11 protein-coding genes and 1 pseudogene are annotated in these 13,548 nt (G+C 65.5%); 9 read left to right on the top strand and 3 right to left on the bottom strand.

What is annotated here, in order from left to right; all coding sequences use genetic code 11:
• The first annotated feature begins 33 nt into the window (after window positions 1–33).
• From BRC58_08480 to BRC58_08465, 4 genes are all read left to right on the top strand, one after another.
• A complete protein-coding gene (locus tag BRC58_08480) occupies window positions 34–816 on the top strand; it encodes a hypothetical protein (protein ID PSP16635.1) in 783 nt (260 codons plus the stop codon).
• Between the two features lie 123 nt (window positions 817–939).
• On the top strand, window positions 940–2,598 hold the full coding sequence (locus BRC58_08475) for an alanine glycine permease (GenBank protein PSP16634.1): 1,659 nt from the start codon (window positions 940–942) through the stop codon (window positions 2,596–2,598).
• Between the two features lie 57 nt (window positions 2,599–2,655).
• On the top strand, window positions 2,656–2,907 hold the full coding sequence (locus tag BRC58_08470) for a hypothetical protein (protein ID PSP16633.1): 252 nt from the start codon (window positions 2,656–2,658) through the stop codon (window positions 2,905–2,907).
• Window positions 2,908–2,945: 38 nt separating this feature from the next.
• On the top strand, window positions 2,946–3,698 hold the full coding sequence (locus BRC58_08465) for a DUF561 domain-containing protein (protein PSP16666.1): 753 nt from the start codon (window positions 2,946–2,948) through the stop codon (window positions 3,696–3,698).
• Here BRC58_08465 and BRC58_08460 read toward each other — a convergent pair.
• On the bottom strand, window positions 3,695–4,840 hold the full coding sequence (locus BRC58_08460) for a Cys/Met metabolism pyridoxal-phosphate-dependent enzyme (GenBank protein PSP16632.1): 1,146 nt from the start codon (window positions 4,838–4,840) through the stop codon (window positions 3,695–3,697). The genes BRC58_08465 and BRC58_08460 overlap by 4 nt on opposite strands.
• A 38-nt stretch (window positions 4,841–4,878) precedes the next feature.
• Between BRC58_08460 and BRC58_08455 the strand changes: the two genes are divergently transcribed.
• The 3 genes from BRC58_08455 to BRC58_08445 are packed head-to-tail and all read left to right on the top strand — an operon-like array spanning window position 4,879 to window position 7,771.
• Complete coding sequence (locus BRC58_08455; protein PSP16631.1) at window positions 4,879–5,661, top strand: iron export ABC transporter permease subunit FetB; 783 nt, start codon at window positions 4,879–4,881, stop codon at window positions 5,659–5,661.
• 23 nt (window positions 5,662–5,684) lie between these two features.
• Window positions 5,685–6,863: an ATPase gene (locus tag BRC58_08450; GenBank protein ID PSP16630.1), complete on the top strand. Its 1,179-nt coding sequence runs from the start codon at window positions 5,685–5,687 to the stop codon at window positions 6,861–6,863.
• Window positions 6,860–7,771 carry a CoA-binding protein gene (locus BRC58_08445; GenBank protein PSP16629.1) on the top strand — a complete coding sequence of 304 codons (912 nt, stop codon included), beginning with the start codon at window positions 6,860–6,862 and terminating at the stop codon, window positions 7,769–7,771. Before BRC58_08450 ends, BRC58_08445 begins: the two co-directional genes overlap by 4 nt.
• A 3-nt stretch (window positions 7,772–7,774) precedes the next feature.
• Here the strand turns inward: BRC58_08445 and BRC58_08440 are convergent, their stop codons facing one another.
• Both BRC58_08440 and BRC58_08435 read right to left on the bottom strand, forming a co-directional pair.
• The gene (locus BRC58_08440) at window positions 7,775–9,448 is read right to left on the bottom strand and encodes a hypothetical protein (protein ID PSP16628.1); all 1,674 of its coding nucleotides are present in this window, start codon (window positions 9,446–9,448) and stop codon (window positions 7,775–7,777) included.
• An 81-nt stretch (window positions 9,449–9,529) separates the two neighbouring features.
• Entirely contained in the window at window positions 9,530–10,531 is a 1,002-nt protein-coding gene (locus BRC58_08435) for an ABC transporter ATP-binding protein (protein ID PSP16665.1), read from the bottom strand.
• A gap of 110 nt (window positions 10,532–10,641) precedes the next feature.
• On the opposite strand from BRC58_08435, the gene leuB reads away from it, so the two are divergent.
• Together leuB and BRC58_08425 are read left to right on the top strand one after the other, a co-directional pair.
• On the top strand, window positions 10,642–11,724 hold the full coding sequence (gene leuB / locus BRC58_08430; protein PSP16627.1) for a 3-isopropylmalate dehydrogenase: 1,083 nt from the start codon (window positions 10,642–10,644) through the stop codon (window positions 11,722–11,724).
• A gap of 39 nt (window positions 11,725–11,763) precedes the next feature.
• Window positions 11,764–13,445 (top strand): annotated as a pseudogene (locus BRC58_08425) (multidrug ABC transporter ATP-binding protein).
• Window positions 13,446–13,548 lie beyond the last annotated feature (103 nt).

Here is a 13,548-nt window from a genome sequence, read left to right as displayed (position 1 = left end):
AGCCGGCGATCGCGCGGAGCCGACAGTGCGGCCATGACCACCATCGTCTGCCAGAGCTATCGCGATCACGATGTGCCGGCCTGGATTGCCACCTGCCTGGCCAGCGTTCGGGACTGGACCGAGCGCCAAGGGTGGGCCTACTGCTTTATCGGCGATGCGCTATTCGAGCGCCTGCCCGATTGGTACCGGCAAAAGACCCGCGAGCGGCCCGTGGTTGCCACTGATTTGGCGCGGCTGTTGCTAGCCCAGGAATGCTTGCAAGCAGGCTACGAGCGCGCCATCTGGCTCGATGCCGACGTTTTGGTCTTTGCCCCGGCGCGGTTAGCCATGGAGACGCCGCAAGGGTACGCCTTTGGCCGCGAAGTCTGGATCCAGCGCCAGCGGCAGCAACTGCGCGCCTACCGCCAAGTTCACAACGCTGTCTGCGCCTTCGCCCGCGACAACCCCTTCCTTGCCTTCTACATCCATGCCTGCCAGCGCGTGGTCCGCCGCCACCAAGGCAACATGATGCCGCAGTTGGTCGGCCCCAAGCTGCTGAGCGCCCTGGATAGCTGGCTGGCGTTGCCCGCGCTGCCCGAGGTGGCCATGTTTAGCCCTCTAGTGAACCGCGATTTGCTCGCAGGCGGCGGGCCAGCGCTGAGCTTGCACCGGCAGCATGCTGGCAGCACCATTGGCGCCGCCAACCTCAGCGCCTCCACCGCCGATCGCGACTGGGAAGGCATCCGGCTCACCGCCGCTGACTGCGACTGCCTGACGGCTCGACTGCTAGCGCGCGGGGAGGCGCTCGTCAACGGCAGCCCCGACTCCGGGGGCTAGCGCCCCAAGGAGGCTGTTCCCCGGCGCGACCCTGCCCGGGTGAAGTTATGCCATATACTTAACAACAGGTTGGCCTGCCACGGCAGCGGCAACCGCCCTTTGACGTGCGTGCCAACGGTGGCTATGCCCTTCGGCGCGAGCCTGCCCTTGCCACTCGCCCCGCTAGCCGGACGCTTGAGCGAGAGCGGCGTCTGGCTGCCAGGCCAGTTGCAGCCGCTGCCGGTCGGAGCCGCTGAGGCAGATGGCTTTCAATTACCGCCCTATCTGGACCGGGAGAGCTCGCTGAGCGCCATTGAGCGCCTCGACAGCTTCTTCTCCCAGGCGGTCGCTGCGATCGAAACGGTTTTTTTCTTTGAGGTGGCCGGCGTCCCGCTGATCGTACTGTGGCTGCTGCTGGGCGGGATCTATTTCACTCTGCGCACCGGCTTTATTAACCTGCGCGGCTTCCGGCACGCGCTCAAGGTGCTGTTTGGCAAGGAAGACACCAGCGGTGGCGGTCCGGGGGAAGGCGAGGTCTCGCCGTTCCAGGCGGCCTCGACTGCACTCTCGGCCACGGTGGGGCTGGGCAGCATTGCCGGCTCGGCGATCGCCATTCAGCTCGGCGGCCCCGGCGCCGTCATTTGGATGATCCTGGCCGGCTTTTTGGGCATGTCGAGCAAGTTCGTCGAGTGCACCTTGGCTCAAAAGTACCGCCTGGTGCGCTCGGACGGCACGGTCGCAGGCGGGCCCATGTACTACCTCGCCAACGGCATTGCCGAGCTGGGCTGGCCCACGCTGGGCAAAAGCTTGGCCGTGCTGTTTGCCCTGCTGTGCGTGGCGGCTTCGCTGGGGGCAGGCAACATGTTCCAGGCCAACCAATCCTACGCGGCCCTGGCCAATGTCGTGCCCTATCTGGCCGAGCGCAGCTGGCTCTATGGCTTTGCCATTGCCTTTCTGGTGGGGGTGGTGATCGTTGGCGGCATCAGCCGCATTGGGGCCGTGACCAGCCGCTTGGTGCCGGTGGTGGTACTGGGCTACGTCGGCGGCTGCATCTGGATTTTGATCGACCACGCCGCAATCGTGCCGGAGGCGCTCGCCATCATGCTCGAGCAGTCTGTCTCGCCCGAGGCCGTGCAGGGGGGCTTTGTCGGGGTGCTGGTGCAAGGCATCCGGCGGGCTGCCTTTTCCAACGGGGCCGGCATCGGCTCGGCGGCGATCGCTCACTCGGCCACGCGCAACAAAGAACCCGTGCGGGAAGGCATGGTGGCCTCGCTGGAGCCGCTAGTAGACACCATCATCATCTGCAACCTCACGGCGCTCTCGATTGTGGTGACGGGGGTGTATCAGGGCAGCGCTGCCGCCCAGGCCGATGGCGTCGAGCTCACGGCCGCTGCTTTCGGCACGGTGGCGGGCTGGTTGCCGGTAGCGCTGGCAGGCGCCGTGCTGCTGTTTGCCTTCTCCAACATCATCTCCTGGAGCTATTACGGCGAGCAAGCCTGGATCTATCTGTTCGGCGATGGCAGCACCTTGGCGTTCAAAGTCGTGTTCGTGGTGTTTGTTTTCATCGGGTCGGTGGTCAATCTGGGCGCCGTGCTGGACTTTAGCGACATGATGCTGCTGGGGATGTCGGTGCCCAACCTGCTGGGTTGCTTTTTGCTAGCGGGCAAAGTGGGCGAGGACCTGCGCGTCTACATGTACGGGCTGCGGCTGAGCAAAACCTTGGCAGCGACCGGCGAGGCTGAGTCCCCCACGGGCGCCACGGCCAACAGCGAGCAACCGTCCAAAGAACCGACGCAGCAATAGCGCCGGCCGGCCCCCTCGGTACAATGGGGGAACTAAGTCCGAACGAACTGCTGCCCGATGTCACCGCGATCGCCTGTCCCGTTTGACCGGTGGCCGTCGCTGCCCAAGCTGCCGGCAGAGTTCAACCACAATGCGCGCTTGCGCAAGATCGAAAAGTCGATCTACAAAGCCGAGCAGCACGCCAAGCTGCTCCATTTGCAAGCGGAGGTGGAGTCGCTGTGGCAGCAAGTTCGCGCCCGCAAGCGAGCGGCCCCGAGCCACTCGAACTCGGACGGGGCCGAGGGCAATATCGCGGCCCGCGATGGCTAGAATTGGGGCCGAGGTCGGTTGAAGCGAGCGACACGATGATGCATTCGCAACTGCAGCAAGCGTTAGCGCAACGGCGCGCCTTCAAAGTCATTAGCGGCCTGAGCAACCGCGACGCCAATCGCGTGGGGGCTGTGGTGCAAGCGGCCGCAGCAGGCGGTGCCACCTTTGTCGATATTGCAGCCGATCCCAATCTGGTAGCGCTAGCGCGCAAGCTCACCAACTTGCCCGTTTGCGCCTCAGCCGTTGAAGCAGCAGCGCTCGAGCGCGCCGTCGAGGCCGGGGCCGATGCCATCGAGATCGGCAATTTTGACAGCTTCTACGCCCAGGGCTACCGCTTTGAGGCCGATGACGTTTTGGCCCTAACGCGCCAGACCCGCGAGCGCCTGCCCGAGGCCACCCTCTCGGTGACGGTGCCCCACATCCTGGCGCTAGACGAGCAAGCCCAACTGGCCGAGCAACTGGTCGCCCAGGGCGCCGATCTAATCCAAACCGAGGGCGGCACCAGCAGCACCCCCGAGCGCAGCGGCACCACGGGCTTGATCGAAAAAGCGGCGCCCACGCTGGCTGCTACCTACACCATCGCGCAGGCAGTCTCAGTGCCGGTTTTGTGCGCCTCAGGGCTGTCGCGCGTTACAGCGCCCATGGCGATCGCGGCTGGCGCCTCGGGCGTTGGAATAGGCTCGGCCATCAACCAACTCGATAGCGAAGTCGCCATGGTGGCGGCAGTGCGCGATGTGGCCGAAGCCCTAACCGGCTGCAGCGCGCCCCACTTGCAAGCGCGCGAGCCCTAAGCAGCCAGCGCCTGCCAGCTGGCGTGCAGGCAAGCAGCGACGTGCTGCTGCTCTTGGGCCGTCAGGCCGGGAAACAACGGTAGCGACAGCACCTCGCGCGCCGCGCGCTCGGCTGCGGGCAGCTGCCCGGGCCGATAGCCCAAATGGGCGTAGGCGGGCTGGCGGTGCAGCGGCAGCGGATAGTAAACGGCAGTGCCAATGCCACGCTCGTGCAAAGCCTGGCGCAGGCGATCGCGGCGATCGCTGCCGGGGACGCGCACGGTGTACTGGTTCCAGACGCTGCGGCCGCCAGCTGGCTCGCGCGGCAATCCCAGCTCGGAGCGCGAGCGCAGCGCGCGCTGATAGCCGGCCGCCAGCTCGCGACGCTGCTGGTTCCAGCGCGCTAGGTAGGGCAACTTAACCTGCAAGATGGCCGCCTGGAGGGTATCCAGGCGACTGTTAGTGCCAGTCAGCGTGTGGTAGTAGCCTTGCTCGCGCCCGTGGTCGGCGAGCTGACGGAACCGCGCGGCCAGGGCCGGATCGTTGGTGGTGATCGCGCCCCCATCGCCGCAGGCCCCCAAGTTCTTGGTGGGGAAAAAGCTAAAGCAGCCCACATCCCCCAGGCTGCCGACAGGGTACCCCTGCCACTGCGCGCCTGCTGCTTGGGCGCAATCCTCGATGGTGTAGAGCCTGTGCGCGCGCGCGATCGCCAGCAGCCGGGTCATATTGACGGGCTGGCCGAACAAGTGCACGGGCAACACGACGCGCGTGCGCGGCCCAATCGCCGCTTCCAACTGCGAGAGGTCCAGGTTGAAGCTGCCAGGCTCAATATCGACAAAAACGGGGGTGGCGCCGGCAGCCGCGATCGCCTCGGCGGTGGCAATAAACGTAAACGGTGTGGTGATGACCTCGTCCCCGCTGCCAATGCCCAAGGCGCGCAGCGCCAGATAGAGGGCATCCGTGCCAGAGTTGCAGCTAGCGCACTCGGCGACCCCCAGCTCGGCAGCCAGCTGGCGCTCAAAGCCCGCCACGGCCTCGCCGCCGACATAGCGACCGGCGTGCAACACCTCGGCAACCGCTTCCTCCAGCGCATTGCCCAGCTGCGCGTGCTGCCGCTGCAGGTCCACAAGCGGAACGGCGGTCGCGTTGATGGCGGTTGTCATGACAGGATTGGCTGCGGTGGAAGCGGAGCAACGGGCGGATGGCCGATTGGCTGACCCTAGAGCCCCTCGATTTGGCACTGGCCCTGGTCCCCATGGGCGGGGCTTTGGCCCTCTCGAGCTGGCAGCGCCTGGAGCTGGAGGGGCAAATCGTGCTGGCGACCGGCCGCGCTTGCCTGCAGTTGGCGGCGCTGGGCTACGCCTTGGGCGCGGTCTTTGTATTGGATGCTCCCTGGGCGGTCGCCCTCGCCCTGGCGGTTATGATAACCGTTGCGGCGCTAGCCGCCCGCAATCGCATCTCGCGCCGGCTGCCGCGTTTGTTGCCCCTAAACTGGGGCGCGTTGTTAGCCAGCAGCACGCTGACGCTCGGCTACGTCTTGGTCGCGATCGGGCAACCGCCCAGCTGGCACGAACCCCAGTACCTCATCCCATTGGCGGGCATGACCGTGGGCAATGCCGCCAGCAGCGCCACTGTTGCCGGCGAGCGCCTGGTGGACACCCTGAGCCGCAGCCGCTCCGCCATTGAGACGCACCTGAGCTTGGGGGCAACGCCGCGGCAAGCTGCCACCCCCTACCGCCAGGCAGCAGTCCGTGCGGGCATGCTACCCGCGCTCAATCAAATGAGCGTGGTGGGGCTGGCAACGCTGCCCGGCCTGCTGGCCGGCCAGCTACTGGGCGGCATCGATCCGCTCAATGCCGCCGCCTATCAAGGGTTAGTATTGGTAATGCAAGCGGCGGCCAGTGCGGTTGCTACGCTGCTGGTAGCTGAGGGTGTCTACCGCCAGTTTTTCAACCGCAACGCCCAGCTCATCGACCCGCGCTAACCCCTGCCAGCGCTCGCTTCCCCATGGATTTACTGGAGTACCAAGCTAAGGAGCTATTTGGGGAAGTGGGTATCCCGGTGCTGCCCTCGCAACGCATCGACGATCCCCGCAGCCTCAAGCGACTGCAAATCCCCTACCCGGTGGTCCTTAAGTCGCAGGTCCACGCCGGCGGGCGCGGGCAGGTCGGTGGCGTGCGCTTTGTCGAAAACACCATCGATGCCATCGCCGCGGCGCGCAGTATTTTTAACTTGCCCATTTTGGGCGAGTATCCCCAGGTGCTGCTGGCCGAGGCCCGCTACGACGCCGAGCAAGAGTTCTTGCTAGCGGTGGTGCTGGATTACCAGCGCCAGTGTCTGGTGCTGTTGGGATCGGTCCAGGGCGGCATGGGGCCCGAGTCAGTGGTGGAGCAGCTGCAGAGCGTGGTGGTCGATGACGATTTTTCGCCGTTTTACGCGCGCCACCTCGCCATCCGCATGGGCTTGAGTGGCGATCGCATCCAGGCCATCAGCACGGTGATCGAAAAGATGTACCAGCTGCTGGTGGACAAAGATCTCAATAGCGTCGAGATCAACCCGCTGGGGATCGGCCCCGACAGCGAAGTCATGGCCCTGGATGGCAAGGTAAAAGCCAACGATAGCGCCATTGCCCGCCACGCGGATTTGCGCTCGCTGGCAGCCCCGCAGCAGGTGCAGGCGGCAGATGCCGTTCCGGCCGAGGGCGAGCCACCCCCGCCGCGCGATCTCGATTGGAGCGACGGCGCTCGGGCCAATATCGGCGCGATCGCCAACGATTGGGGCTTGGCCCTGGCGACGTGGGATTTGCTGGCCCTGCATCGGGGCAAGTTGGCCTGCTGCTTGCTGGTCGGCGATCGCGTGCCCGGCAACCTCCCGCCCGAGACGGCTGCCATCCGGCAGCTGGAGCAGACGCTGATGCAGCTAGCAGCAACGCCTCAAGTCGAGGTCATTCTGGTCAATCTCACCTGCGGGCCAGCCGCGAGCGAGGCCGCAGGCGAGGCAATCGCCAACCTGCTCCAAGTCCCAGCGGATGCCGAGGCAAGCTCGGAGCACTGCCAGTACGTCATCCGCTTGGTGGGCGGCGATCTGGGGCCGTTCCAAGAGCGTTTGGCCGAGTTGCCCGTGCACTGGATGGCGGATGGGGAGGAAGCCATCCGGCAAGCAGCGTCGCTGGCCAAATCGCGATGAGTGCGCAACCGTTCGATCCGCAATCCCGGGTGCTGATTCAGGGCATCAACGAGCCGCTGGGCGCGCACTATGCAGCTCAGATGCAGGCCTACGGTACGCCCGTTGTGGCCGGTACCCAGCCCGGTTGGGGCGGCGGGGAACAAGCCGAAATTCCGGTATTCGATCTGGTCGCCCAGGCGATCGAGGCTGTCGGTCCCATCGAAACCTCGTTGGTGTTTGCCCACCCCTACTGGGTCCTGGATGCGGCCCTAGAGGCGATCACGGCCGGCATCCGCCAGATTGTCCTGGTGACGGGCGGCGTGCCGCCGCTGGATCTAGTGCGGTTGTTTCGCAAGGCCGAAGCCACCCAGACGCTGCTGCTGGGCCCTGGTAGTGCCGGCACCATCCGCCCCAACTCGGCGCTGTTGGGCACCAGCGACCCGCAGTTCTACCAGGCCGGCTCGGTGGGCATCATAAGCCGCTCCAACGGCCTAACGAATGAGGTCGCCCGCCAGCTGAGCCAGGCTAGTTTGGGGCAATCGCTGGCGCTCAATTTGGGCACGGATGCACTCTACGGCTCGAGCTTTCGGCACTGGCTGTCGGTGCTGGAGCAGGATCCGGACACCAAAGCCATCGTGCTGGTGGGCCAGCCGGGCTCGGGCGATGAAGAAGCGGCCGCCGCCGTCGCTGCCGAGCTGACCAAACCGGTGTTTGCCTACGTGCCAGGGGCGCGCGTCAAAATCAATCGCCGCTCGGGCGAGGCCACCGCGATTGTGGCAGCCCGCCTGTCGGTGCCGCTTCCCGAAACCAGCACCGCCAAGCAGAAAGTTGCTGCCCTGGAGCGCGCCCAGGTCACCGTTGCCAAGCAACCCTCGCAACTGCCGCAGTTGCTTGAAAAAACGCTGAAGGAGCGGCAAAAGAAAAAGTAGCGGCTAGGCGGCGTTACGCTCGGCTTGCAAGGCCGCAAACTCCGAGCGCTCGGCGCGCTTTAGCTGCTGCACCGTTCCCAGATTCAACAGCACGATGGCCGTCCACTGCCCCAGGATGGTCCAAAAAACGGTTATGGTTGGCGCAGCTCCGATCGCAGGCATTGGAAACAGCAGTAGCGCCAGCGCAGTTGGTCCGCCCACCACTCGGCTCGCAACCGGCAGCACCACCAGCGCCGCAATCGCGCCCGTTGCCCAACGGCTGCGTTGCCGGGTCCGCAGCAGTAGCAGCCCCTGCACCAAGGTGGCGGCTAGCAAAATCGTGCCGGCGGTGACAAACCAGCCCACCAGCACCACCGGGCGACTGCCCTCCAGCGGCAACAGCAGCGCCGACCCCCCAATTGCCGCCGACGCAATCGCCAAGCCGAGCGCGATCGCCCCCACAGCCGGACTGCCATCGTCCCACAGCAGAGCGACAGCTAGCGGCCGCCGGGTGCGGCTCGCGCGCGCGCGCAGCCACGCCTGCAAAGTGGGGCGGTGGGGAGTAAGCGCGGCAATGAGGCCCAGAAACAGCAGCAACTCCAGCCCGAACAGCATGGCGAAACTTGCCACTGGGCGGTACTCGAGGCCGGGCATTTGGACGGCAAAGCCCAAAGCGCCCAACGTAAAAGCACCCACGATGCCATAACTCTGGGGCTTGCTCGCAAGCGGCCGTTCGGGGGTGTCAAAGCGGCGCTTGAGCGCGCTCCAAATTGCCACCGTTCCGATGGCGTAGTTGGCCAGCATGAAGCCAATCCCGCGGGCTGGCGCTTGCCAGAACAGCTGGCCGAACCACTGCAGCTGCGCCCAATCCTTGATGTTGAGATAGCCGATGGTCTCCAGCGAGTGCGGCGCTTCGCTAACGGCATAGGGGAGGGCAAAGCCGGGGTAAAACAGCTGCAACCAATCGAGTGGGGTGGCAGTGACGAGCGGGAAAACAGAGGCAGCGTCCAGGTCTAAGAGGTTGGCGGTTGCAGTGCCCCAATACAGCAAGACGGCACCGCTCCCCAGCCAGATGGGGAGGTGTCCCCAGCGCGCGCCCACCAGGCCCCACAACAGGGCAGCGCTATAGAAAAAGGCGCAACTGGCTGCCAAGGCAACATAAAACCCGAAAATCGGCCCCAGCGGCAGTTGGGCGGCCATACCCGCGCCCAAATGCAGCGGCAAGGCCAAAAGGACTGCTACATAAAGCAGCACGGGAACGCCCAGCAACTTGCCCACCAGCACGGTGGTTGCCGATTGCGGGCTGTGGCGAACGAACGCCAGGGTGCCGCGGCGCTCCTCCCGCGCCAGATCGGCAACGAGCATGTAGGTGCTCACGACCAGCAGCGCGCCCATGCCGATCGCGCTTAGCGCAACGAATGCATCCAGCCACCAAAGCGGCCAATTAATGGCGGATTCGCTGGCCGTTTGGCCGGCGCGCCCGCCAATATCAGCATCGCGGTAACGCAGCGCTGGCGAGCTAGTCGCGCAGAAAGAATCTACGCTCAGGCGCGCCTGCAAAAACGCGTACAGCAGCAATTGGCCGCCTAGCGAAATGGCCGCCGCAACGCTCAATTTAGCCGGGGTCAGCCGCCCCTTGAGCTCGCGGAACAGTTGCGGGTTGAGCTCGCCCAAGCGGCTCAGCAGCGTGCGTCCCATGGGTTGCCCACTCCTCATCCAAACCGATCGGCTGGCAGCATCAGGCTGCGTCCCAACGTTAACCCGAATCGGGCCGAAGCGCTAATCGGCCTGTTGGTGGTCCAGGTGCTGGAAGATCTGCTCCAAGGTGGGGCCATGGGGGCGAAATTCGGTCACGGCAACGCCCGCTTGGACTAGCGATCGCAGCAGCTCGGCGCGATCGCGCACGTCGCCTTCGAACTGGAGCCAGATCCGGCCGCTGTTGCCTTGCTGGGTTAGGGGCTCCCACCGCTTGACGGCAGCAGTACCGGCCAGCGCCTGTTGCAGGTTGTCCCAACCGTCCGAGACTGAAATCACAACGCCGGGGCTGCCCCAGCGCCGATGCAGCACCGGTAGTGGGGCGCTCTCGACCAGATGGCCCAGCTCTAGGATTCCCACCGAGGTGCAGAGCGCTTCCAAATCGCCCAGCCCGTGCGAGGCAATGATGGTCGTCATGCCGGCCTCCTGCAAGGTCCGGATGGCGTCCCAGACGGTCTGGCGCGAGGCCGGATCGAGCTGCGAGGTGGGCTCATCCAGTAGCAGCACGGTGGGCTCGGGAACCAGGGTGCGCGCCAGGCTCAGGCGCTGCTTCATGCCGCGCGAGAGGGTGGCAACCGCGCTTTTGCGCTTGGGCGTTAGCTGTACGAGCTCCAGCACTTCTTGCAGGCGGCGGCGGCGTTGGGATTGGCGCAACCGGTACAGGCGCGCAAAGTAGTCCAGATAGTCCCACACGCTCAGGTCGTCATAAACCGGAAAGTCGTCCGGGAGGTAGCCCAGGCGGCGCCGCAGGTGGGCGCTGTCGGCACCGCGCGAGAGGCGCTCGCCGTGCAGGTAAATTTCGCCGCGCGTGGGGGCCTCGACCGCAGCCAGCAGGCGCAGCAGCGTGGTTTTGCCCGCCCCATTGGGGCCAATCAGGCCGTAGATTTTGCCGGGGGCAACCTGCAAATCTACATCGTTGACCGCCACTTGGCGCTCGAAGCGTTTGGTGAGCCCGTAGGTGGCGATCACGGCGCCCGCCTCGCGCTGGGCGGCATCCGGAGCAAGCTGGGAGCGCTCGCCGGCCATGGCATCCTCCAGCAACCGTTAGGGGTACGGTAGCCTGCCGCGAGCGCACTGTCCGCTGGGAGTGCCAACCGGGCTAGGGTGGGTGCGGCAGCCAGCAAATAACCGCTCCCATGCGCCAGCCCTACCGCATTACCTTGCTCCCCGGCGATGGCATCGGCCCCGAAATCATGGATGTGGCCGTGCGCGTTTTGCAGGCTGTGGGCTCGCAGTGCGATCTGCGCTTTGAGTTCCAAACGGCGCTGATGGGCGGGGCGGCCATCGACGAGACCGGCGAGCCACTGCCCCAGGCCACCCTCGCGCAGTGCCGCGATAGCGACGCCGTCCTGCTAGCGGCCATCGGCGGTCCGCAATGGGACGAGCTGCCGCGCGAGCAACGGCCCGAAACCGGCTTGCTAGCGCTGCGCTCGGGCCTATCGCTGTTTGCCAACCTGCGCCCGGCAACCGTCTTTCCGCAGCTGGCCGATGCCTCGACGCTCAAGCGCTCGGTGGTGGAAGGTGCCGACATCATGGTCGTGCGCGAGCTCACCGGTGGCGTTTACTTTGCCCAGCCTAAAGGCATCTTCGAGGCCGAGGGGGGCGAGCGCCGCGGCGTCAACACCATGGCCTACACCAGCAGCGAGATCGAGCGCATCGCGCGGGTCGCCTTCGAAACAGCGCGCAAGCGCAGCGGCAAGCTCCATTCGGTGGATAAAGCCAACGTGCTCGAGGTCTCGCAGTTTTGGCGCCAGCGCCTCGAGGCGCTGGCGGCCGAATACCCGGACGTCCAACTCGCGCACCTCTATGTGGACAACGCCGCCATGCAGCTAGTGCGCGATCCCACCCAGTTCGACACTATCGTCACCGGCAACCTGTTTGGCGACATCCTCTCCGATGCGGCTGCCATGCTGACCGGCAGCATCGGCATGTTGCCCTCTGCTAGCATAGGAGCCGCCCAGCCAGGGGTGTTCGAGCCTGTCCACGGCTCCGCGCCCGACATTGCCGGCCAGGATGCCGCCAACCCGCTGGCGCAAGTCCTCAGCGCTGCCATGATGTTGCGTTACGGCCTGGGTCAGCCCCAAGCCGCCGATCACATCGAGCAGGCCGTAAGGCGCGTCCTCGAGCGCGGCGATCGCACCGGTGACATTATGGCGCCCGGCATGCGGCAGCTGGGCTGCCAGGCCATGGGCGATGCTGTGCTGGCCTGCCTCGAGTAGCGCTCTGCCTAGCTACCGGCACCCCCCCAACCGAGCGCCATGGCCGTTTTTACCCTCCAAGGCGTTTGGAAAGAATTTGGCATCAAACCCATCCTGCGCGATGCCACCCTCAGCATTGGCGCCACGGACAAAGTAGGCGCGATCAGTACCAACGGCTCGGGCAAATCGACCCTACTGCAGATCCTGGCCGGTTGGGAAACCGTTGATAGCGGTCGCTTTCAGGTCAGCGGCAACGTCCGGGTGGCGTACTTGCCGCAGCAGCCAGCGCTGGCCGAGGACCGGACGGTCCTAGAGCAAGTCCTGGCCGATAGCTGCGAGCGCGCCCGCTTGGTGTGCGAGTACGAAACCCTCTCGGCGCAGTTGGCGCAAGCCCCCGAGGACGAGCGGCTGTTGGGCCAGCTAGCGCGGGTCACCGAGCGCATGGATGCCTGCAATGCCTGGAATCTAGAAACCCACGCGCGCATCGTACTGACCCAGTTGGGCCTGGGCGTCCTCAATACGCCCATTCGGGATCTCTCGGGCGGCGAGCGCAAGCGCGTGGCCCTGGCGGCCGCCTTGCTCACCGAACCGGAGGTGCTGCTGCTGGATGAGCCCACCAACCACCTCGACGTCCGGGCCATCGACTGGCTGCAGGGCTACCTGCAAGCCTTTCGCGGCGCGGTGGTGCTGGTGACCCACAATCGCTACTTTTTGGATGGCGTTACCGAGCGGAATGTGGAGCTCGAGGGCGGCGATTTGCGCGTCTATGAGGGCAACTACGCCCACTACCTCGCCCAAAAAGCCGAGCTGGAGCAGGCGGCTGCGCGCGCGCAGCAAAAGCACCAAGCCATCCTGCGCCGGGAACTCGCCTGGCTGCGGCGCGATCCCAAAGCACGCGGCACTAAGCAGAAGGCTCGCGTCCAGCGGGCGCGCGAGCTGCAGGCGATTGATTTCAAGCCAGCTGAGGGGCAGGTAGCCATCTCGGCCCCCAGCCGCCGCCTGGGTAAAAAAGCCATCGAGCTGCAGCAAGTCTCCAAGGCTTGGGGCAATCGCGCCATCGTGCGCGACTTTAGCTACACCGTCAGCCCGGGCGAGCGCACCGGCATTGTCGGGCGCAATGGGGCCGGTAAGACTACGCTGCTGGATGTGGTGGCCGGCCGCCTGCAACCGGATGCCGGCCGCGTGGAGTGGGGCGGCACCATCCGCATTGGCTACTTCGACCAGCAATCGCATCACTTGCAGCGCGCCCGAGACCAAAACCAGCGCCCCATCGACTACCTGCGCGAGGTAGGCGAGTACCTCACCACCGGCGAGGGCACCACGATCAGTGCCTCGCAGATGCTGGAGCGCTTTTTGTTCCCGCCCGGGCACCAGTACTTGCCGCTGCACCAGCTCTCGGGCGGCGAGCAGCGGCGGTTGTTCCTGCTGCGCATCCTGATGGGGCACCCAACGTGCTGCTGTTGGATGAGCCCACCAACGACCTGGATGTCAAAACGTTGGGCGTGCTGGAAGATTACCTGCAAGCCTTCGAGGGTTGCGTCCTCACGGTCTCCCACGATCGCTACTTCCTCGACCGGGTGACGAACCGCATCCTGGAGGTGGGTGAGGGCGGCCGGATCCGCTCCTACCCGGGCAATTATTCGGTCTATCGGGACTACAAGCAGCGGGAAGAGCATGAGTCCCAGCAAGCGCCGCGCTCGGCCCAATCCACCGCTGGCCGCGAGCGGCAACCCAGCCCTTAGAGCACCTAACAAAACTGGTATAGATAGGGGTAGAGAGCTCCGATCTGTGCCATGGCTAAGCCGCTCGTGCCTGACGAGCTTTGGGCCGAAATCGAACCGCTGC

This window comes from Cyanobacteria bacterium QS_8_64_29 (assembly GCA_003022125.1).
Classification (GTDB): Bacteria; Cyanobacteriota; Cyanobacteriia; order Cyanobacteriales; family Rubidibacteraceae; genus QS-8-64-29.
Note: the sequence above shows the minus strand (reverse complement) of the source record. Positions and strands in the feature narration are given on the sequence as shown.

Excerpts from the sequence above, each read along its gene's own strand:
- BRC58_08480 (PSP16635.1), top strand. The coding sequence starts at position 34 with ATGACCACCATCGTCTGCCAGAGCTATCGCGATCACGATGTGCCGGCC.
- BRC58_08475 (PSP16634.1), top strand. The coding sequence starts at position 940 with ATGCCCTTCGGCGCGAGCCTGCCCTTGCCACTCGCCCCGCTAGCCGGA.
- BRC58_08470 (PSP16633.1), top strand. The coding sequence starts at position 2,656 with ATGTCACCGCGATCGCCTGTCCCGTTTGACCGGTGGCCGTCGCTGCCC.
- BRC58_08465 (PSP16666.1), top strand. The coding sequence starts at position 2,946 with ATGCATTCGCAACTGCAGCAAGCGTTAGCGCAACGGCGCGCCTTCAAA.
- BRC58_08460 (PSP16632.1), bottom strand. The coding sequence starts at position 4,840 with ATGACAACCGCCATCAACGCGACCGCCGTTCCGCTTGTGGACCTGCAG.
- BRC58_08455 (PSP16631.1), top strand. The coding sequence starts at position 4,879 with ATGGCCGATTGGCTGACCCTAGAGCCCCTCGATTTGGCACTGGCCCTG.
- BRC58_08450 (PSP16630.1), top strand. The coding sequence starts at position 5,685 with ATGGATTTACTGGAGTACCAAGCTAAGGAGCTATTTGGGGAAGTGGGT.
- BRC58_08445 (PSP16629.1), top strand. The coding sequence starts at position 6,860 with ATGAGTGCGCAACCGTTCGATCCGCAATCCCGGGTGCTGATTCAGGGC.
- BRC58_08440 (PSP16628.1), bottom strand. The coding sequence starts at position 9,448 with ATGGGACGCACGCTGCTGAGCCGCTTGGGCGAGCTCAACCCGCAACTG.
- BRC58_08435 (PSP16665.1), bottom strand. The coding sequence starts at position 10,531 with ATGGCCGGCGAGCGCTCCCAGCTTGCTCCGGATGCCGCCCAGCGCGAG.
- leuB (PSP16627.1), top strand. The coding sequence starts at position 10,642 with ATGCGCCAGCCCTACCGCATTACCTTGCTCCCCGGCGATGGCATCGGC.